Annotated in this window: 19 protein-coding genes; 6 read left to right on the top strand and 13 right to left on the bottom strand. The window is 63.2% G+C overall.

Features of this window, described 5'->3' with window-relative positions; genetic code table 11:
- From FKZ61_RS05085 to FKZ61_RS05040, 10 genes are all read right to left on the bottom strand, one after another.
- Positions 1 to 801: an FkbM family methyltransferase gene (locus FKZ61_RS05085; protein WP_170199285.1), complete on the bottom strand. Its 801-nt coding sequence runs from the start codon at positions 799 to 801 to the stop codon at positions 1 to 3.
- A gap of 20 nt (positions 802 to 821) precedes the next feature.
- Positions 822 to 1754, bottom strand: coding sequence for a glycosyltransferase family protein (locus FKZ61_RS05080; protein WP_141608991.1), 933 nt, complete (start codon positions 1752 to 1754; stop codon positions 822 to 824).
- A 30-nt stretch (positions 1755 to 1784) separates the two neighbouring features.
- A complete protein-coding gene (locus tag FKZ61_RS05075; protein WP_141608990.1) occupies positions 1785 to 3071 on the bottom strand; it encodes a hypothetical protein in 1287 nt (428 codons plus the stop codon).
- 27 nt (positions 3072 to 3098) lie between these two features.
- Entirely contained in the window at positions 3099 to 3902 is an 804-nt protein-coding gene (locus FKZ61_RS05070; protein ID WP_141608989.1) for a DUF268 domain-containing protein, read from the bottom strand.
- A 51-nt stretch (positions 3903 to 3953) separates the two neighbouring features.
- Positions 3954 to 5099: a glycosyltransferase family 61 protein gene (locus FKZ61_RS05065; protein WP_141608988.1), complete on the bottom strand. Its 1146-nt coding sequence runs from the start codon at positions 5097 to 5099 to the stop codon at positions 3954 to 3956.
- A gap of 29 nt (positions 5100 to 5128) precedes the next feature.
- Entirely contained in the window at positions 5129 to 7027 is a 1899-nt protein-coding gene (locus tag FKZ61_RS05060) for an ABC transporter ATP-binding protein (protein WP_229964147.1), read from the bottom strand.
- Between the two features lie 45 nt (positions 7028 to 7072).
- The gene (locus FKZ61_RS05055) at positions 7073 to 9403 is read right to left on the bottom strand and encodes an ATP-dependent helicase (protein ID WP_141608986.1); all 2331 of its coding nucleotides are present in this window, start codon (positions 9401 to 9403) and stop codon (positions 7073 to 7075) included.
- 54 nt (positions 9404 to 9457) lie between these two features.
- On the bottom strand, positions 9458 to 9985 hold the full coding sequence (locus FKZ61_RS05050; RefSeq protein ID WP_141608985.1) for an SH3 domain-containing protein: 528 nt from the start codon (positions 9983 to 9985) through the stop codon (positions 9458 to 9460).
- A gap of 143 nt (positions 9986 to 10128) precedes the next feature.
- Positions 10129 to 10416 (bottom strand): hypothetical protein, encoded by a 288-nt coding sequence (locus tag FKZ61_RS05045; RefSeq protein ID WP_141608984.1) that lies wholly within the window; start codon positions 10414 to 10416, stop codon positions 10129 to 10131.
- Positions 10417 to 10595: 179 nt separating this feature from the next.
- A complete protein-coding gene (locus FKZ61_RS05040) occupies positions 10596 to 11606 on the bottom strand; it encodes a c-type cytochrome (protein ID WP_141608983.1) in 1011 nt (336 codons plus the stop codon).
- A 460-nt stretch (positions 11607 to 12066) separates the two neighbouring features.
- Here FKZ61_RS05040 and FKZ61_RS05035 point away from each other — a divergent pair, with 460 nt between their 5' ends.
- On the top strand, positions 12067 to 12588 hold the full coding sequence (locus tag FKZ61_RS05035; RefSeq protein WP_141608982.1) for a flavin reductase family protein: 522 nt from the start codon (positions 12067 to 12069) through the stop codon (positions 12586 to 12588).
- 71 nt (positions 12589 to 12659) lie between these two features.
- Here the strand turns inward: FKZ61_RS05035 and FKZ61_RS05030 are convergent, their stop codons facing one another.
- Positions 12660 to 13661, bottom strand: a complete 1002-nt coding sequence (locus tag FKZ61_RS05030; RefSeq protein ID WP_141608981.1) for an SDR family oxidoreductase — start codon at positions 13659 to 13661, stop codon at positions 12660 to 12662.
- A 65-nt stretch (positions 13662 to 13726) separates the two neighbouring features.
- Between FKZ61_RS05030 and FKZ61_RS05025 the strand changes: the two genes are divergently transcribed.
- On the top strand, positions 13727 to 14284 hold the full coding sequence (locus tag FKZ61_RS05025; protein ID WP_211358419.1) for an aminoacyl-tRNA deacylase: 558 nt from the start codon (positions 13727 to 13729) through the stop codon (positions 14282 to 14284).
- Positions 14285 to 14491: 207 nt separating this feature from the next.
- Here FKZ61_RS05025 and FKZ61_RS05020 read toward each other — a convergent pair whose 3' ends face one another.
- On the bottom strand, positions 14492 to 15040 hold the full coding sequence (locus FKZ61_RS05020) for a zinc ribbon domain-containing protein (protein WP_141608980.1): 549 nt from the start codon (positions 15038 to 15040) through the stop codon (positions 14492 to 14494).
- A gap of 391 nt (positions 15041 to 15431) precedes the next feature.
- Between FKZ61_RS05020 and FKZ61_RS05015 the strand changes: the two genes are divergently transcribed.
- Positions 15432 to 16145: an amino acid ABC transporter ATP-binding protein gene (locus FKZ61_RS05015; RefSeq protein WP_170199310.1), complete on the top strand. Its 714-nt coding sequence runs from the start codon at positions 15432 to 15434 to the stop codon at positions 16143 to 16145.
- An 80-nt stretch (positions 16146 to 16225) separates the two neighbouring features.
- Here FKZ61_RS05015 and FKZ61_RS05010 read toward each other — a convergent pair whose 3' ends face one another.
- Positions 16226 to 17878 (bottom strand): M1 family metallopeptidase, encoded by a 1653-nt coding sequence (locus FKZ61_RS05010; protein ID WP_170199283.1) that lies wholly within the window; start codon positions 17876 to 17878, stop codon positions 16226 to 16228.
- 292 nt (positions 17879 to 18170) lie between these two features.
- Here FKZ61_RS05010 and FKZ61_RS05005 point away from each other — a divergent pair, with 292 nt between their 5' ends.
- The 3 genes from FKZ61_RS05005 to FKZ61_RS04995 all read left to right on the top strand — a co-directional run bounded on the left by FKZ61_RS05005 (position 18171) and on the right by FKZ61_RS04995 (position 20592).
- A complete protein-coding gene (locus FKZ61_RS05005; protein ID WP_141608978.1) occupies positions 18171 to 18845 on the top strand; it encodes an MSMEG_4193 family putative phosphomutase in 675 nt (224 codons plus the stop codon).
- 316 nt (positions 18846 to 19161) lie between these two features.
- Positions 19162 to 19713, top strand: a complete 552-nt coding sequence (locus FKZ61_RS05000; RefSeq protein WP_141608977.1) for a DUF3090 domain-containing protein — start codon at positions 19162 to 19164, stop codon at positions 19711 to 19713.
- Positions 19714 to 19815: 102 nt separating this feature from the next.
- On the top strand, positions 19816 to 20592 hold the full coding sequence (locus FKZ61_RS04995; protein WP_229964146.1) for an SCO1664 family protein: 777 nt from the start codon (positions 19816 to 19818) through the stop codon (positions 20590 to 20592).
- The last annotated feature ends 6 nt before the right edge of the window (positions 20593 to 20598 follow it).

Raw genomic sequence — 20598 nt, 5'->3', positions numbered from 1 at the left:
TTACACAGTGGATGGCCGGGTTGCAAAGATGTTAAGTTGGAGGTCCATTCCAGCCTGAATTTTAGGCCGTACAAAGGGTTGGGTTGCCACTGACTCTGACTGGATCTGGACCCGAAAACCGGCCTCGGCCAAAACGGTTAGCAGGCGGTGAAGCTCTTGATGTCGTCCGCTCAAGGAATGATACTCCACAAACAGGCGTTGGACCTTCTGCAGGTCATCACGGCAATGCACCAGGATCTCCGTCTCTGCGCCCTCCACATCCAATTTAAGGAGATCCACAGGTCGCTCCAGGAAAGGGTTCAGATCCACTGTTTGGACTAACTGCACCCCGGGCTCAGCAGCATAGAGAGCCAGGCGACCGGCATCGGCGCCATCGGACACGAAGGCCAGCTCGGTCTCGGTATGCCAGACCGCTTTGGGGTGGAGTGCGACATCTCGCAAGCCAAAGCTGCGCACGTTCTCTGAAAGGGCGTCAAAGGCAATGGCATCCGGTTCAAACGCAATCAGGCGGGCCCGGGGATAACGCTGTTTAAAATAGAGCACACTCAGGCCAATGTTCGCACCGCAGTCCAAAATGGTCGGCTCGGCGCTCGGCGCCTCAAACCGATAGATCTCCCGGCAGAAGATGGCGTCGTAGGCGGACAGGAAGGAGGCCGCGTCGATCAACCGCAAGGGGGGGCCCAGCAGGTGGGTGTAGGCAGGCCGGTAACGGGGCATCCGCCAGAGGCGAATGAGCTCCATCCAGGCCGCGGGCCGCCGGCGGTGGCGGGGATGGAGAAGCAGCTTAGACAGGTATTTCAAACCGGCCAAATCCATATCTTTCATGGAGCTTGGTTCTGAAGATACTGCCGCACCATCCATCGGAGCTTCCTAACGACCCGCGCCCCAAGGCCAGGTCTGGAGAAGACTGTCTTCTGAATATATCGATCTGCCTCCACATGGCGGGCAACGAAAGGGGGATGCTGCAGCGGAAACTCCATAGGAAACGTTGGTAAGTTCGCTCGAGGATTCCAGGGATCGACGGTGTGGGATGCGTCAGGACGAAAGCCGATATTCGACACCAAGTTAACGTTTGGCGTAATCGTCAAGCCATTCTGTAACCAACACGAAAAGATCCAGCAATAATCCCAGCCGTCGTCCACTTCTTTTCTGTACCGGCGTTCAAACATGCGAGTCCAAAACTGCAATGTTTCTGGGTCTTCCAGCAGTCCCGCCAGAAGATTATTGTCCCGAGCCTCCGGCCACATATGGAGTGTATCGTCGTAGTGTTGCCAGGCTCTTCGCCAGGTCGCCCATCCCCACGAATGAAAATAACGGGAAAAATAGTAGCTATACTTAGTTCGAGATCGGCCGAACTGGAAATTGTCGCCGGTGATGGCCATAATCCGCTCGTCATGGCAATAGCGGTTCAACAGTTCTTCACAGAAAGGAAAGAAGGTTGGGTGAGGCAGGCAATCATCTTCCAGGACAATGGCCGCCTCTACCTGCGAAAAAGCCCAGGTTAGACCACTTGAAATTCGCCTGCGGCCGCCCAGGTTTTCCTCAGCAAAGTCACAGCTCACCTCACATGGCCAGTCTACCCGTTCGATCACCGCCCGCGTCGCCGAGCACTTCTCCACGTCGTCGGGTCGGTGGGGCCGGGGGCCATCGGCCACCACCAGCAGCCGACGGGGCCGGGCTTTGGCAATCTCCGCAAAGACCTGCGCGGTGGTGTCGGGTCGATTGAAGATGAGGAAGATGACGGGTGTTTGCATAGGCGGTGTTGAGGCGGTATTGGTCCGGATCTAAACCCGATTCCCATGCGACCGGATGCAGCGATGCTGACAGGAGGCCCGCGCCATGTGGGCGAGCATGGACGGCCGGTCGGTCAAAATGGAGCCGATCACGTCGCTGACGGTGCCGGGTGAAGTCGTCACAGGCAGGATGCGATAGTGAAACAGGGTCTCCCGCATGTCATCCGGGCGGACCAGCAGGTCCTGCAACATGTTACCCCAACGCTTCTCGGGCATCAACTCCACGGTGGCGCCGGCATGGGCCGAAGGCAGCAGCATGTTGGATCCGTGCACGCCCACCACCACGTGGCTGGCCGCGTAGCGCTCCACCAGGGCCCGCTCCAGCGGCTCATCGAACCGGCGGGTCCGCAGGTCCTGAATCCAGGCCGGCAGGCCGCCTGCCTGCCCCACGCCGGCCACGGCAAAATCCAGCTCCGGAAAACGCTGCCGCAGCTTGCGGGCCAGCGCCGTCACGGCACGGCTTTGCTCCCAAAAGGTCCACGGCGCCGGCCCGGCCAGGATCCCATGGCGGATCAGGAAATTCTGGGCACGCCGCAGGAAACGCTGGATGGGCTCCCGGCTCCAGAGGCGATCCTCCCGCCAGATGTAGGTCACCGTGGGTCGGCGAAGGCGCTCTTCCCATTCTGTCAGCGGAAAGGGCGTCACCCGGGTGAAGCGCTGGATGTGGAAGTCGGTGGGGTGGGGATGGGAAAAGGCCCGGCTCAGATACGCTTCGTCCCATGTCTCCACCTGCTTTTTGAATTCCGCCGCCAGCCAGTCGTTCCATTCGATGCCGGCCCGGAGGGGCAGGTCTACCGTCCAGATGGCGGCCACGCCGTCGGGCACCAGCCAGCGGAACATGGGCTGGATCAGGACCACCAGGTCCAGGTCGAGGCAGTGGTCCAGGTAGTACTGGGCGTTGAGCAGCTTCAGCAACCCATGGCCATACACCGTGTCCAGGCAGTTGAGCAGGACGCCCCGCCGCGGCGTCCGAAATGTTTCCACATGGATCGGACGCGGGTTTTGGGTTCGCTGGGCATAGGAGCGGCGCAGCCAGCCGGCGTGCCAGTCGTGCCCCGGGGTCTCTCCATAGATTTGGCCGGTCGCTTTCTCCAACAGACGGGCATGGCGGATACCGTGCCCCACGGGCAGGTCGCCGTAGAAGTCGCGAGAGCAGCGGGGGCAACGGAGCGTGGCCAGGGTACGCATGCCGGGCATGTACCAGCCGGTGACCGTCAGCGGAAGCTGGCAGTACGGGCAATCGAAAGCAACATCCGGAATGGGATGCAGGCGGATCATGGGCGTAACCGATCTACCGTGGCCGCTTTAACGTGGTCCAAAGGGTGAAACATCTCCCTGTTTACGAAACAGATACAAGCCCGTCCCAAAGCCGCGGCCTGGATCATAGTAATCCACCATTTCGCTGCCATAGATGTACTTTTCTTCCAGCAGAGTGCAGCCCTGGAAAAGCTGCAGGAAATAGTCCCGGGTAAAAGCCCGGTGCGCGTTGAAGTAGACCCGGTTTACCCGGTCCACCGGTACCGAAACCATGATCACACCCCCCGGCTTCACCACCCGCTTGAGCTCGGCAATGGCCTTTTCGCTGCCCTGCGGGTCGAGGGGATCGCCGTAACGTCCCAGGCCGATATGCTCGAGGACGCAGAGGGAGGAGATGGAGGCCACCGAATCATCGGCCAGGGGCAGATCCAGGATGCTTCCCTGCCGGAATTCCAGCTGATCCAATTTCAACGGGATCGGGCGGATATCGAACATGGTGATGGGAACGAACTGGGAAACCAACCCTATGGAGCGAACAGAGCTACCCACATCATAGTGGTGGGCCGGCTTCAACTCAAAGATCTTTCGGGCAAACCAGCAGTCCTGGTAAAAATACAGGGGATCGACCGGGGTGAACGTCGTCCGGTCGGAGAGACAGGGGAACACCCGATCCAACTGAAAAGCCTGGGATGGCATGGCGCGAAAGCGCCGGAAATCTCGCAGGAACCAGGTAACATCCCGAATGTACCGGACCAGCCGCAGACGAACGTAGGCATCCCTGGTCCGGAACAGGCCGACCACCAGACGTAACCAAAGCCAACCTGCGGGGATTTGCATGAGTCGGCGAACCATATTCGCTGTTTGCTCCTTTGTCCTGTCCCTGTCATCACCCGGGTGGTTCGTTCACGGCTTCCGGATGCTCAGCAGTCCCTCCACCCGCCGTGCCACAGCCTCCGGATCCACCACCAGGTGGCCGCCACAATCCTCCCCACGAACGCCAGCATACGGGAAGCCCAGGCTTTGGGCAATGATGAAATACCCCGGCACAAAGGTCGACGTGTAGATCTCCAGAATCGCCGGCCGCTGGCCGAAGATCATGTTGACCAGACCGGCGCCATGGGGCGCAATGACCAGCTCGGCCTGGGCAAAGAGGCGCACCTGGTCGGCAAAGCTCAGCCGGGAGAGCTGGTAGGGGACCACATGGAACGCTTCCAGCCGGCGCAAAAGGACATCCTCGTTGAGCACCCGGCGCACTTGGGCATCCCCCCGGGAGATGTAGATCCGGGGCGCGGGTGTAAAATCAGAAGGCAGATGGGCTATCGCCTGCTGGATGCGCTCTTTGACATACCAATACCCCGCCACGGAGTAGGGATTGAACTTTTTCCGCTGGACAGGCAGCGTGCGGGGGGAGGGGAATACCAGCGTCTCCACCTGCCCCATGTCCCCGCTCCATGCCACCTGGCGGTCCCGGCCGATCCCCATGTAAGTCAGAGACTCCTGCATCCAGGGCGCAGGAGACGGCGGTAACAGGATCAGCGGCTGTTCTCCTGTGATTTTCTGGTACTGTTCCACCCCTTCCAGCCGGGTCAGGCAGTCGGTGATCCAATGAAAGTAGCCGCAGCGACGGCCACACCACGGCGGCTGGACCAGGGAGGCCAGGAGTGGGTAACGGCTGGTGGTCCGTCCACGGCGGGGACGGACCGCCACGTGGGCCTTCACCACCCGGTCCAACACCAGGGGGTTCAGCTCGGGCACAATGTAGCCTCCGGCCTGACGAACCACCGCGTACGGCCCCACCAGCTCCACCTGGGAGAGGGATGCCACAAAGGGTTGGCCCAGCCGATGGGCGCCCAACACCCCGGGCAGCAGGGCCGGGATCTCCGGGTCCACGCCCCGGCCGTCCAGATGGATGACTTCCTCCCCGCCATACGGCCAGTGGGGATAGCGGTCCAGCACTTCGGACAACAGACGCACATCCAGCCAGCGACGAATCCAGGTCGGATGGGCCAGGAGTTGATGATAGGGCCATCGTAACAGTGGGCGAAGCATGTCGGTTTCCCAAAAGGCAGCCGTCGCCTTCATGGGTACGCTGGCGCCGAACCCGCCTGGATCCTCCACAGCGACGCATACAGGCCACCCGCCGCCAGCAAGGACGGGTGGGTCCCCTGCTCCACGACGCGGCCGTCCTGGAGGACGTAGATCTGGTCGGCATCCACCACGGTGGAAAGGCGGTGGGCGATGACGACCAGGGTCCGGTCCTGGCGTAGTTCTCCCATGGCTGACTGGATCAGCCGCTCGGACCGACTGTCCAGCGCGCTGGTGGCTTCATCGAAAATCAAGATCTCCGGCTCCCGGATCACGGCCCGGGCAATGGCCAGGCGCTGCCGCTGCCCACCGGACAGGCGATACCCCCGGTCCCCCACCTCGGTCTCGTAGCCGGCCGGAAGTTGGGCAATGAACTCATGGGCCTGGGCCATCTGTGCCGCGCGCCGAACCGCCCCATCGTCGGCATCCAGGCGGCCAAAACGGATGTTTTCAGCAATGGTGGTGCTGAACACGAAAGTATCCTGGTCCACCACCCCAATCCGCTCCCGCCAGTCGGTCAGCCGCAACCGCTTCAGGTCCTTCCCGTCCACCCAGATGTGCCCGGTGTCCGGGTCATACAGGCGCAGAAGCAGATTGACCAGGGTGGACTTGCCCGCGCCCGAGGTGCCCACAAAGGCCACCATGCTTCCCCGGGGAATGGTAAAAGAAAGGTTGTGCACGGCTGGCCGGGTACTGCCGGGGTAGGTCAGGGTCACCCCGTCAAAGCGGATGCCCTCCTCCAGCCGCTGGAACGGAAGCTCGCCCGAATGGACGTACTCCTTGTCGTCGGTGCGCAGAATCTCGGCCACCCGCTCCACAAAGGGCCACTCGCCGTTGATCTGGGCCAGGCCGTTGTTTACCCCGCTCACCCGGGGCAGCAGGCGATAGAGCACAAAGACAAAGGTGATGAGCCGGGGCACCATGCCCACGCCCACCCGCTGCACCATCTGGTAGCCGATGGCCAGGAAGATCACCACGCCCAGCACCATCAGCACCTGCATGACAGGCAGGATGCTGGCTGCCCAAATCATGCCCCGGCGCTGGGCGCGAATGCTGCGATCCACGATCTGGTCCACCTGTCGGATGGCGTGCTCCTGGCGGGCGAAGGAGTGGATCAGGCGCAGCCCCTGGAGAAATTCCACCACCTGGGTATTGAACTGCACGCTGGCTTCCAGCAGTTGTCGGGAGATCTGACGGACCCGGGCCATGATGCCCCGCAGCGCGATGGAAAGTAGCAGCAATACCACCAGAGCCCCCAGGGTCATCTGCCAGGAGAGCCAAAACAGGACGACGGCGTAGGCCACCACGATGAGGAGGTGGCTCAGGAGATAGTTGGTGGTGGTAATCAGGCGCCCCACGTTGGCGACCTGCTCCGTGTAGCTGACCAGGTCGCCGGTGCGATAGCGGCTGATGGCTGGATAGTGAAGGGAGACAAACTGACGGAAGATCTGTCGGCGCAGCTCCCCTTCCAGCCAGGCCCGCAGATAGGCGCTGGCCACCTGGGCGCTGAAGTCCAGCCCACTGCGAGCGATCTGCATGGCTGCCGCAATGCCCAGCAGGAGGAAGAAGGCGCCGCCCACCCCCCAACGTTGTTGCCAACCAGCGATGAGATCGCTGAACAGGCTCTGGCCAGCACTTTCCCCAGGCTGGAAGGTGCCCGCCAACAGCTCCAGCGCCAGGGTCAGGACACCCAGGGTGCTGCCTTCAAAGACGGCCGCCGCCAGGTTGGCACCCAAAGCCAGCAGGACGAAGTAGCGGTAACGCCACAGCCAGCCACGCACCACCTGGGCCGTCCAGCTCTCGCCACCACTCAACCGGCGGATGGCAAGCCGCAGGGGCTTGGGAATCCGGCTGGTGCTCTGCCGCTGGGCAGCGGTCAACCATGTCAACAATCTGGCTTTAGCCTGCTGCATGTCTCCTCAGGTCTGAAGGGAGCTCTAATGGGCCGCCTGATGGGCCATAAACTCGGCCAGCGCCCGGAATGCCAGGGCCGGCTGGGTGGGATTCCGTTCTGGGTTGCGGCCGGTGTTGTAGGTGACGATCAACTCCCGGCGGGCCCGGGTGATCCCCACATAGAGCAGGCGCAGACGCTCGGCGGCAATCTCCAGGCGGGCCTGGCGGCTGGCCACGCCAGGCACATATTCGTCCAATGTGCCACGGTGGAGCTGGGTCAGCTGGGCCACCGCCTCGGCCACCAGGTTCAGGTTGTCCCGCACGTACCAGCGCTCACCCCGATAGGACTCCTCGTCCCCGCCGCTGGGGAAGCTGTAGCTGTTCACCGACAACAGGTAGACCCGGTCCCACTCCAGCCCCTTGGCCGAATGCATGGTGGCCACGGTCACCTGACCCGGCCGGGCTTCGTAGCCAACGCCCTCCTCGTTGAAGCCCAGGATGCGGCGGCGGTTCTGGGCGATGCCTTCCAGCTCGCCTGCCAGCTCGGGCAGGCGCCAGCCAGGGTTCTCCTGGGCCAGCCTGGCCAACAACACCGCCAGCCGATGGGTCAGGGCCAGGTCGGCAGGCTCGTGGAACAGGTCGTTGCCCAGGGTCAGGAGCAGCTCATCCACCGGCAAGATCATGGCGGAGGTCCAGCGGCGCAGGTCGGCCCGAAACGCCTCCACCACTTCCCGGAAGCCCGGGTATTCGTCCAGCCACCCCAGGGTGTCCAGCCAATCGGTCTGGGCGGGGAAGAGCAGCTGTTCCGGCTCCTGGACCCGACGCAGGGCCCGGCCGAAGGTCTCCACCGGCTCGGGCATGGGGGCCGACCGCGTAGCCAGCCGTGTAGCCGGCCGTGCATCCAGCGCCTCGGCGGGAGCTTCCCCGTCCGCCTGGGTGGCCAACACCACACCCCGCCGGGGCCACCAGACTTCGCCCCAGACTTTCTCCAGGTGGGCCACGGCTTCCGGCCGGGCGATGTAGGCCAGCACGGTGGCCAGGGCCTGGGCCGCGGCCCGGGTGGCCCCATCGGCCCGGAGGAGGCTGTCGTCAAAGGGGAGGCCGGCCGCTTCCAGGGCTGCGGCCATCTGGAAACCCCGGTTGTTGTCCGGCACCAACACGGCCACGGTCCACTCGGGGTTATCTGGCAGCCAGCGGCTCAGGCTGCGGACGATGACTTCCAGCTCCTGGTCCGGCGTGAGATCCCGGTCGTAGATGTGGATGGCCGGATTGCCGGGCTCCGGGTTGGGCTGGGGGTCCCCGGGTGGCGTGGGCTCGATGTCCGGCGGGGTCAGGGCCATGTCCGGCGGCAGCACCGGGTGGGCGGTGCGGGACCAGTGGCTGAGCCAGTTGGCCAACTCGATGATGGGCAACGCGCTGCGACCGGAGTTGGGCAGGGTTCGGGCCTGTTCCGGATGCTGTTGAATGAACCGGCGCAGGAAGCGGGTGTCGGCGCTGGTGAAGGTGGTGTTGATGGCCTGGTTGGGATCCCCCACCCGCACCCAGTTGCCGTGGCTGGCCGTCAGGCGACGCAACATCTCCTCCTGCAGCACACTGCTGTCCTGGGCTTCGTCCTCCAGCACGTAGGGCCAGCGATCCTGCAGGCGGGCCAGGTAGTCGGGGTCGGCATCCAGGGCGCGCAGGGCCAGGATGATGAGGTCGTCGAAGTCCACCGCGCCCCGCACCGACAGGCTGCGCTGGTAGTCGGCATAGATGCGCACTCCGAACTCCAGCAGGGGCCAGGTGCCGCTCTGGGCCCGCAGGGCGGCCTGCAGGGTGTGGGGCTCCACCCGGAGGTCTTTGGCCGTACGGATCACCGCGTTGGCCACCTCCAGGGCGTCGTCCAGCAGGTAGCGCTCGATGCTGCGGAAGTTCTGCAGGTAGTCGGGCAGGATCAGGTAGCTGAAGGCGTCGGGATGGGAGCGGAAGTAGGCGACCACGGCATCCCGCTTGATCTCCGCGGCCGTCCGTTCATCGATGATGTCGAAGTCTTCACTCAGGCCAACCAGGGCCGGCCGCTCCCGGACGATGTCGTGGGCCAGGCCGTGGAGGGTGCGCACCCGATAGCCCACGCCGGCCAGCAGCCCCTTCTCCTCCCGCACAAAACGGCCGATCCGGCTGCGGAAATTTTCCACTGCGCTGTTGGTGAAGGTGACGACCAGGACCTCCCGTTCGTCGAGCCGACCGGCCTGGGCCAGCCGCTCCACCAACTGGGCAGCCAGAAGGCTCAGGGTAAAGGTCTTGCCGCTGCCTGGCACCGCGCTGATGCCCATGGGGCCGCCGGTGTATTCCAGGATGCGCTGTTGGGCCGGTCGAGGTACGAAGCGTTCGGACATGGCTATCACAGTAAGTACCCCGGCAGAAATTCGACGACTTTCTGCCGGGCTCCACTAGGGGGCCAGGATCTGGACGCCGCTGGCCGTGGCTTCGGCCATCCAGCCGTCGATGACCCGGCCATCGCCGGTGACATAGCGCACCCGCCACCAGACCAGGCCATCGGCCACGGCGCGGCCGCCCAGGATTTCCACCTCGTCGCCGGGCATGGCCTGGGCCAGGATATCGCCCTCTGGCTTGCCCAGGTAGCCGGGCACCTGGCGGATGTTGACCCGGCTGGTGGTGACGTTCCGCACCCGATCGCCGATCTGGAAGGTGCCGCCCGTGGCCATCCCCGGGGTACTGTCTGCCTGGACGGCAGGGACGGGTGTGGGGGTGACTGCCGGCGGCGTCCAGGCGGCCTGCCCGGCCTGGAGTTCGGCCAGATCCAGGGTATCGATGCCCATGGCCATGGCCAGGCCGCCGCAGCTCAGGAGGCTGAGCAGGAGAAAGCCGGCCAGAAAGCCCGGCCAGAACCAGCTACGCCGACGCTTGGGCGCGGGGTCCGGCAACGGATTCATGGCAGGGGCTGGGGAAGCGGTCATGTTCAGCGTATCCGGATCAAAAATGCCAGCCAGTCATGGATACGCCTGGCTGGCATCCAATTGCACCGTCAATTTTTCACCGTCAATTTCGCGGTTTGCCTGTCGCTCCATGGGGCCTGTGGTCGGTTGGGCCAGCCGACGGCTCAATCCGCCAGCTCGTCCAGGACCCGCAACACGCCCACCGTATGCCCTTCGGTGTCCAGGCTGTTATGCTGGAGAAGCACGCTGCAGCTGCGGCCATCCTCCAGCTTCAAGGTCAACTTGCGATCCCGGTGCAGCTCCACCATGGTCCTGCGGGCGTTGAGCTTCCGGGTTTTGTAGTAGATGCGCACCGGCGCGGCGGTATGGTTGTCGTTCATACGGACGATCTTGACTTCGTCCAGGACGGCGACCGGGTCGTTCTGGTTGGCAAAGTAGAGGTTGGCTTTCATAAACAGGTCAACTCCTGGCAGGTTCGCATATGATATTCCTTGATGACCTGGATGACATTGTATCAGACGGTCCAATGTTCCAGCAAAACCCGTTGATACAAGGGATTGTGCCTGCCCATGGCAGGGCCAACAGAGTTGTCGGCCCCGCCATGGGCGGCGGGCAGGTCGGCGGGCGACTGCTACTGATCCTTCAAAGTCAACAGATAGGCGATGATATCGGCCAGATCCTGGGTGCTGATGGTTTCGGCAAAGGTCTGGATCATCAGGTTCGGCGGATACCCCTCGACGATGTAGTCATTGGGATTGACGATGCTGTCGTAGAGGTAGAAGGCTGCGGTCTTGCCTGGCATCCGGGTGGCGGCAGTTTCGGCCAGGTTGTGCCAGGTGGGACCGGCCATGGGCTGGTTGGGGTCCAGGGAGTGGCAGCCGACGCAGCCGTTCTGCAGGGTGAGCTGCTGGCCCCGGGCCGGGTCGGCATCCGCCATGGCCGCCTTCAGGTCCTCGGGCAGCCCGGCATAGGGATCGGCTTCGGCGGCCTCGGGGGTGGCTGCCTCCTCGGCCGAGGTCACCTGAGAAGTGGCGGTAATCTCCTGGGTAGCGGTGAGGGTCTCGCCGCCCTCTACCGTCGGCGCCACGGTCGGCTCGACGGTGGTGGTCAGGCTCTCCGTGGCGGTCACCGTCCCGGTCTCCGCCGGGACAGGCGTCTCAGCCGCTTCCGCCGGCGCTTCCACGGTGGCCTCGACAGTGGCAGTCAGGCTCTCGGTGGCGGTCACCGTCCCGGTCTCCGCCAGGACAGGCGTCTCAGCCGCTTCTGCTGGCGCTTCCACGGTAGCCTCGACGGTGGCGGTTAAGCTCTCGGTGGCGGTCACCGTCCCGGTCTCCGCCAGGACAGGCGTCTCAGCCGCTTCTGCCGGCGCTTCCACGGTGGCCTCGACGGTGGCAGTCAGGCTCTCGGTGGCGGTCACCGTCCCGGTCTCCGCCGGAGCTTCGGCAGCGGTTGGCTCTGCGGTGGCCGCCTCAGCAGCGGCCGGGGGCGTCGGGGTCGGGGGCTGGGTGGGCGTAACCGCGAAGAAGTCGGGACCCAGGGTGGGGACTCGGGTCGGCAAAAGAGATTCGTCCACCTGGCCGCCACAAGCACTCAGCGCCCACAACAGGCCAGCCAGCACAGCAAGAATGTACGCACGTCTCATGATGAGGTCTACTCCTACAATCTCCTGTGAAACGACGGAAGGGTTCGTGGTGCCCGCTCCCACAGACCACGGACGTGTCCTGAGCCCGGGCACGTGTGCCAGAATTCACAATCCAATCCTTTTGATTGTGCCCGGATTTGGTAGCCGTGTCAAAATGGGGCGCGCCCCATTTTGACGAAGGCGGCAGGAATTTGCCCATCCCTTTGTGGGCGTCCTTTCGGACAGATGGCGCCGAGGCGGGTACAGTGGCAGGGGCGGGCGGATTCTGCCGTTTCTTTATCATTCCGGGAGGCTGGTCTATAATCCAGGGCGAACTGCCGCGGCCCGACAATGGCGGCAGTCCACGTCTGGGCAGCCTGGCCCGGAGCAACGGACCCCGGCTGCGGACAAGCTGTCGCCCGGGCGTCTATCCACGATCCATATGTAACACACGCATACGCACCACACGCAAGGAATAGAGATGGCTATCGATCCAAATGCGTTCAAAGAAACCATGTCCCACTGGGCCAGCGGGGTCACAGTGGTGACGGCTGTCCATCAGGGGCAACGGGTGGGCATCACGGCAAGTTCTTTCAGCAGTGTCAGCCTGGAACCGCCCCAGGTGTTGATCTGTGTGGCCAGGCGGCTGTACACCCACCAGGTGATCCAGCAGAGCCGTGCCTTTGCGGTGAACCTGTTGGGGACCGAACACCTGGAATGGGGTATGCGCTTCGCGGGGATGATACCGGAGATTGAAGACCGCTTTCAGGGCATCGAATGTTCCACGGCTGCCACGGGCAGCCCCATCCTCACCGATGCCCTGGGCTGGCTGGACTGTGAGGTGCGCCACGCGTACGATGGTGGGGATCACACCATCTTCGTGGGCGAAGTGGTGGCCTGCGGGGCCAGGGACGGGGAATCGCCGCTCCTCTACTATCGACGCCACTGGCGACGACTCCATGAGACGCCCCTGACCCTGACGGACCGGGAAAGGGGTGCGTAGCGCGTGGTGCGTAAATTGGTACACACCACACACTACACAAGTATTCCCCCTGCCATTTGCGCCGTTATGTCTTACTCCTGGCCCGGCCAGGCCCGCTCATAGGCCTGGATGATCTGATCCATCAATGCATCCAGGCGAGGATCCACCACCTGGCGGGCCGGGTCGGCGTCGTACCAGGCCAGGATTTCCCGTGCGCCCTGGGCGAAGGGAATGGTGCAGGCAAAGTCCGGCGCGATGCGCTTAATTTTGCTGTTGTCGAAGATGACACTGTGGGCCTTGTCTCCCAACAGGCCGGCCCCCCAGTTGGCGTCGTAGGCGGCGATCAGCTCCGACGGCACATGGACCAGCTGGGGGTGTTCCACACCGGCCGCCCGGGCACAGATTTCGTAGATCTGGTTCCAGGTCAGCAGTTCGTCGGACGTGATATGGAAGGTTTCCCCCAGGGCGTGGGGATTGCCCAACAGGGGCACGAACCCCTTGGCGAAATCCCGATGGTGGGTCATCACCCACAGGGAGGTGCCGTCGCCGTGGACGATCACCTTTTTGCCTTTGCGCATGCGGTCGATGACGGTGTAACCGCCGGTGAAGGGCAGCATGGTCTTGTCATAGGTGTGGGATGGCCGCACCACGGTGAAGGGGAATCCGTCTTCCCGGTAGGCCCGCATGAGCCGCTCCTCGCATGCGATCTTGTTGCGAGAGTAGAGCCAGTAGGGGTTGGCCAGGGGAGTGGACTCGGTGATGGGGAGCTGGCTCAGGGGCTTCTGATAGGCGGAGGCGGAGCTGATAAAGATGTACTGGCCCACCTGCCCGCCGAACAGAGCCAGGTCAGTTTCGATGTGCTCGGGCGTGAACGCAATCCAGTTCACGACCACGTCGAAGGTATGGCCGGCCAGGGCCTGCCGCGCCGATTGGATATCCCGAATGTCGCCGTGGAGCACCTGAACGCCGGCGGGAACCGGCCGTTCGCTGGTCTGGCCCCGGTTGAGGAAGTAGAGCTCGATGCCCCGTTCCACGGCCAACTGGGCGCAGGCGGAGCTGATCTTGCCCGTGCCGCCGATAAAGAGGACTTTCATGGTTGCCTTCTCCTCCAAATCCTGGGAAAGTTGAATGCTGAAAAGTCGGATACTGGGAAAATTGGATGACGATGATGAGCCTGTTGCAAGAAACATCCCCGCCACCGCTGGAGCCCCGGGATCTCCAAAACTTCATCGAGGCCCACGGCATCGCCGCGCGGCTGCTCCCGGACATCGGCCACACGCCCACCGTGCCGGCGGCCGCCCAGGTGCTGGGCGTTCATCCAGATCAGATCATCAAGACGCTGCTCTTCGTGCTGGAAGCGCCGGCCACAGACACCCCAGCCGAAGCAGTGCCCCCGTACGTGGTGGTGATCAGCCATGGCGAACGGCGGGTGGATCGGCGGGCCCTGGCTGCCCGGTGGAAGCTGGGCCGCAAGCGGGTGAAGCTGGCCCCGCCGGATGTGGTGCTGGACGTGCTGGGATATCCGGCCGGTGGTGTTCCGCCCTTTGGCCACCGGACTGCCCTGCCTGTCCTGCTGGACGCAGGGGTGATGTCCCTGCCGGAGCGCCACGGGGAGCTGGTTTACGGAGGCGGCGGCAACGACCGCACCATGCTGGAGATCCCGATCCCGGAGCTGCTGCGGGTGATTTGTCCGGAAATTCTCCCCCTCGGTGAATGAGAATGGGGATGGGGCGAGTAAATCCCGGCAGAAATTCGCCGATAGATTCCACCAGAGGTAGCGCGCCCAGAGGGTACCCGGAATTTCTGCTGTGGTATTGACGCCAGACTGTACTAGCCGGCGGCTCTGGTCGCTCCAGGTGGCCGGCCCCAAGGTAACTGAAAAACCCTGGGCAAATTGCCCAGGGTTCCACAGGGTCGTCCTCGACTACTTGGCCACCCGCACCGGTCGATAGTGCATCTGTTCGTCCACTTCTTCGGGGACGAAGCCACCATCCTGGGGCATGGGCGAGCGGGGCAGGGCATGGGCTGCCGGCACGGGCTGACGTTCGCCACAGTAGACGCAGATGGCCCATTCGTTGCGCACCAGCCTGCCGCAACTGGTACAGGAATGCTGGAGCTGGCTGTGGCAGTTGGGGCAGTAGACCCATTCGTCCTTGACGGGCACGCCGCAGTGGTGGCAGGAGAGGGTTTCCTCGATCTCCCGCAACAGGGCTTCCTCTTCCAGGGCCCGGTCGTACACCTCAGCCAGGGTCTCCTTGGGGCGGATCATCAGGTAGAGGATCAGGCCCACCACCGGAAAGGCCAGGACCAGGGCGCAGGCCAGGAGGATGGCCAGCCAGTCGTGGCTGCGGGACCGGATGTCGTTGAAGGTCCAGATCCCCATGGCAATCCAAAACGCAAACAGAAACGCCCCCATGACGGCCACGATGATACCGGCGATGGTTGCGATGGTATTGACTAACTCTGCAGACATGCTGTTCTCTCCAAATACGGATAGGACCGCCCGGATGATTGCGGATTATAGCGCAGAGGGTGCAAAAAGCCAAAAGGCATGGACGGGGCCACCACCTGTCCCGGAAGCTGCACGGGGCAATCTGGCTCCCCATGCCGACGTTTGACAGGGCCCCGGATCCATGGTAAGAGAAGCGCAAGTGTAAGCCGTATTCTTTCCTTCACCCAAAACCTTGTCCATCGTGCGCTCGAACGTATGTTACAGCGAAGATGGGTGAATCCAGATCTTCGTTGTCGTCGAGCCGGGTGGACACCAGTTTGGAAGGCTCCCAAAGTAAAACCAACACCACAGTTTTTTACGAGAGGCCCGACCCGTGACTGAACAGAATGGCGATACCGGCGACATCATTATCATGCGGGACGTCTGCAAGTGGTATGGCAATTTCCAGGCCCTGCGCAATATCAACCTGCGGGTCAAGCCCAAGGAGGTGGTGGTCATCATCGGGCCGTCGGGCTCCGGCAAGTCCACCTTAATTCGCACCATCAACCGCCTGGAAAAACACCAGAGCGGCGAAATCATCGTGGACAACATCCCCCTCACCGACAACGTACGCAACATCGAGGCCATCCGCATGGAGACGGGCATGGTCTTCCAGCAGTTCAACCTCTTCCCCCACCTGACCGTTCTCCAGAACATCACCCTGGCCCCCATCAAGGTGCGCAAGCGCAAAAAAGCCGAGGCCGAAGCCATGGCCATGCAACTCCTGGAGCGGGTGGGTATCCCCGAGCAGGCCAACAAATATCCGGCCCAGCTCTCCGGTGGGCAACAGCAACGGGTGGCCATCGCCCGGGCCCTGGCCATGCAGCCCAAGATCATGCTCTTCGACGAGCCCACCTCTGCCCTGGATCCCGAGATGATTAAAGAGGTGCTGGATGTGATGAAGGAGCTGGCCTATTCCGGCATGACCATGCTGGTGGTCACCCATGAGATGGGCTTCGCCCGGGAAGTAGCCGACCGGATCGTCTTCATGGACGGCGGCGAGATCGTGGAAAGTGGGCCGCCGGAGCATTTCTTCCACAACCCCCAACATAAGCGGACTCAGCTCTTTCTGGAAAAAATCCTCTGAGGCGGCCGGCCTACGCCGGTTTACCCCTGTCCGTACCCAGGCGCTGGGCCGCGGCGGCCTGCTCCCCATTGTCGCCACGTTCAGCGGCGGCCGGTCAACGGGCCAACCGGCGTGGGCGTGGGGCGTGGGGTGCCCGGACCGGTGACCCAGTTGGCTGTGAGGGTCTCCAGCGAGGGATTTTGGAGGGCCTGGAGAGCATCCTGCCACGTGGCCGTATCCACGATGCCGTAGCGGTGGTCCGCCAGGTACTCCCGCAGGAAGCGGCGGAAGCGCCGATCCCCCACAGTCTGGCGAATCTGGTCGTAGAGGAGGGCCCCTTTGGCGTAGATGACCGTCTCGTACTGGCGGTTGTCATCGAAGCTGGCCACCGGCCGATCCAGTGGGGCGTCACGCCCCTGCTCTACCAAGAGGTCCACCGGCGCCTGCCACCGCTGGCGTTGCAGCAGGTTCGCCCGGGTCGATCCGTACAGCTCCTCCAGGTAGAGCTTCACCGCATATTCCGCCAGGGCCTCGTCCAGCCAGGGGGCATTGACCGGATCGTTGTGGACAATCTGGTACCACCACTGGTGAGCCACCTCATGGGCCACCAGAATCTCCAGGTCCGAGATATAGCGGCCATAGAGTTCAACCCCCAACAGGTTTACCTGGGGATACTCCATGCCCCGATAGGTGAGGGGCGCCGGGGCCAGGGACATGGTGCGGAACGGATACGGCGCGAAGAGGTCGCTGTAGATGCGCAGCGCGCTTACCCCATATTGCAGCGCGGCCCGGCCCGCGGCTTCCTGGCCCGGCAGCCAGTAGCTGGTCACCTGGACGCCGTAGGCCTCTTCCGACGCCTGGCGAAACAGGGGGCTCATGTGCAACACAAACTCCCGCACCGGTCCGGTGACCCAGACATACTGGCGGCGGTCCGGCGCGACCTGGGTGGCCGTAATCAGGCTGCCGGTGGCCACCGGGATTTCATCGGCCGGCAGGGTGGCCGTCACCACAAAGAGGGAGGCCACGTTAAAGGCAGCATCCCCCCGCACAGAGCCGATCTCAGTCCACCAGCGGCCGGCCCCCATCACCGGCCCCGGCTGATAGACGGCCAGGGAAGGGTAAAAGAGGGGGAGGCTGGTCATCCCCTGGCTGCGCCCCAGCAGGGCGTAGACCTGGGGTGTGTCGGACCAGACAGGGATGTTGAGCCGCCAGGCAAAGTCAACGGTGAGGGCCCGACCGCCCGGCAGGGGCGTTTTCAGATCGATGCGGATGGCCGTGTTGTCAGCCATGTAGACATAATTGGCCGGAAAGCCATCCACCAGCACGCTGAAGAGGGTGACCTGGCCGCCGTACTGCTCCAGCATGGGGTACAGGCGAAAGACCAGGGAACGCCAGGGCTCCTGGCTGTAGTTGACGACCCGAATCTGGGCGGTGCCGGTGAGAATTTCCTTGCCCGGATCCAGGGTGATATCCAGGGCATAGCGGGGCGCACTCTCCAGGGCCATCAGGTCGGCCTCAAACCCCTCTCGCATGGCCAGCCGGTAGGGAGCCAGCGGATCCGGGGGCTCACGCTCCACCCGGACACAGGCCCCCAGCAGCAACAGGGCCGTCGTCAGGATCACGGGCAGGCAGAGCGCCAGCCAAAAGTGCAGCCACCTGGGAGATCCGCCCCCACCCGTCGGGGGCGACCCCGGCCCGGCACAGGCACGCCAGGGGAAGCGGCCGCTAAACGCCCTCGCAATCTTCCGAGACAAGCCTGGATCCTCCTCTGCCATGGACAAGTTCAGCGTTTTTTTCTAAAATGCGTTTTACAGGGCCCTGTGCTACACTGTGTCAGGTAGATAGGTTACAGCAGGTCGAGCGAAATTGGTAGACAGTAGGACGGTAGACAGTAGACGGTAGTTGGGTAGACGGCAATTAGGGTGAAGCGGACCCTATGGGTCAGAAGGTAAGTTGGTCCACTTCGATGGGACAGCAGGCGTGTTATGCTGGCCTGGATGACAACGCCCAAACATGAAGCCATTATAACACAGCGAGACATGGAAGATGCGTGAACCGACAACTTACATCCTTCTGATCCGACACGGTGAGAACGATTGGGTGGGCAGCAATCGCCTGGCCGGGCGCACGCCGGGCGTCCACCTCAACGAGCGGGGGCGCCAACAGGTACAACAGCTCATCGAGCTCCTCTCCCGGCAGCCGGTGAGCGCCATCTACTCCAGCCCCCTGGAGCGATGCCTGGAAACAGCCCAACCGGTGGCCGAGGCCTTGGGGCTGCCGGTCATCACTGAGGAGGCCGTGCAGGAAGTGGACTACGGCGACTGGCAGGGCGGTGAGTTGAAAGCCCTCTCCCAGACGCCGGAATGGTCCCTGGTGCAACACCACCCCAGCAGCTTCCGCTTCCCCGGCGGTGAAAGCCTGCGGGAAGTCCAGTTTCGGGCGGTCACGGCCATCGAACGGATGCGTGAACGGCACCCCAACCAGCTGGTGGCTGTCTTCAGCCACGGCGATGTGATCCGAACGTCCCTGGCCCACTACATGGGTACGCCGCTGGATCTCTTCCAGCGTATCGGCATTGGGACGGCCTCCATCTCGGGCCTGGCCTTTCACGGCGCTCGGCCCATGGTGCTCTTCGTCAACTATCATGCCGAACTGCCCCGGCTCGAGTTCAAAAGCGAAGAGGCAACCCAGGAGGCTGAACATGCCGCCGCCAACGCCTAGTACAGTCTGGCGTAAATACCACGGCAGAAATCCCGGGTGCCCTCTGGGCGCGTTACCTCTGGTGGAAACCATAGGCGAATTTCTGCCGGGATTTACCAGGGCAACGCCTGGTGCAAAGCCCAGTGTAACGGGTGTAAAGCCCAGTGTAAAAACGGTGTAAATACGCCTACGGATTTTGGGGTGTGTAGTTCGTGAACGAGTGCACGCACCACGCCAGAAACCACTGGTTTATTTACGCCATCGTGTACTGGTACAGTCTGGCGTCAATCTGCCCAGGAATCGGATGATTCGGTTCACCTTGTGAGCGTGAAGAACCATGGCCCAATTTGCCTACGACCTCAACCCTGTTCAACATATCATCGCCGATGCCGTTGGAGAACCCGGCAAACGCACCTTCTTCCTGCAGGCGCGGGCGGGCTCTCAGCTCGTCAGCCTGGTGCTGGAAAAGCAAGAGGTCGCGAACCTGGCCCTCAGCATTCTGCAACTCCTGGAAGAACTGGAGGAGAAATATCCGGATCTCCCGCCGGTCTCCAAACACCACCAGGTGCTGCAGCCAGAACAGCCGCTGGAACCCATCTTCCGGGTCGGTCAGCTGATCATCGGCTACGACGAGCAGGAAGACATGATCTGGGTCATTGCCAAGGCCCTGGTCGTCACCGAAAGTGGCACCATCCTGGATCCCGAAAGCGACGAAGTGCCGGCTGTCCGTTTTGTGGCCACCCGGGAGCAGATGCGGGCCCTGAGCGAGCACGCGCTGGAAGTGGTGGCGAAAGGGCGTCCCACCTGTCCTCTCTGTGGGCGGCCCATCGACCGGGAAGGGCACTTCTGTCCCCGCTCCGACGGGGAAGCCATGCCCATCATCTTTTAACGCTGTTGACGCCACCATCGACGCCCGCGTGTACGAGTCGCCCCCGGAGGCAGACAGCGTTCCGGGTGGCCTTGTCCGACGTTTGACGAGGATTCGACCAACTTGGCAGCCAAGCGCAGAGCCCGGCCCCACTCGGGCCCAGACCCCATCCAGCTGAACGAGGCGGAGGTCCTGGAGATCCTCACCGCCGGCCGCATGGAAGAGCAGGGGCTGCTGCCCTACAGCTCCAACCACAGTTTTCTGGTCACCGTGACCCACCAGCAGTGTACCCTGCCGGCCGTCTATAAACCCCGCCGCGGGGAAAGCCCCCTCTGGGATTTTGAATGGGGCAGCCTCTGCCTGCGAGAGACGGCCGCTTACCTGGTCAGCCATGGCCTGGGCTGGCGCCTGGTCCCGCCCACGGTCCTGCGGGAGGGGACGCGCGGGCTGGGCAGTGTCCAGTTTTATGTGGACAACGACGAAAACGAGCACTACTTCACGGTCCAGGCCGATGCCCGTTACGCCCAGTCCCTGCGCCAGCTGGCCCTCTTCGACTTTGTCATCAACAACGCGGACCGCAAAAGTGGCCACTGCCTCATCGGCACCGATGGCCGCCTCTGGGCCATCGACCATGGGGTCTGCTTCCACAGCGAATACAAGCTGCGCACCGTGATCTGGGAATTCAGCGGTCAGCCCATTGAAGAAGAACTCCTGGCCGGCCTGCAGCGGCTGGAAGCCCAATTGACCGACATGAACACCCCCCTGGCCCAGAGCCTGTGTCAGCTTTTGAACGACGAGGAGCGGGCAGCCATGCTGGAACGTCTGCGCCTGCTCCTGCATACCCGCACCTTCCCTGAGCCGTCGCCATTTCGGCGCAATTATCCGTGGCCCCCGATCTAACATGCA

The organism is Litorilinea aerophila (assembly GCF_006569185.2).
GTDB lineage: Bacteria > Chloroflexota > Anaerolineae > Caldilineales > Caldilineaceae > Litorilinea > Litorilinea aerophila.
Note: the sequence above shows the minus strand (reverse complement) of the source record. Positions and strands in the feature narration are given on the sequence as shown.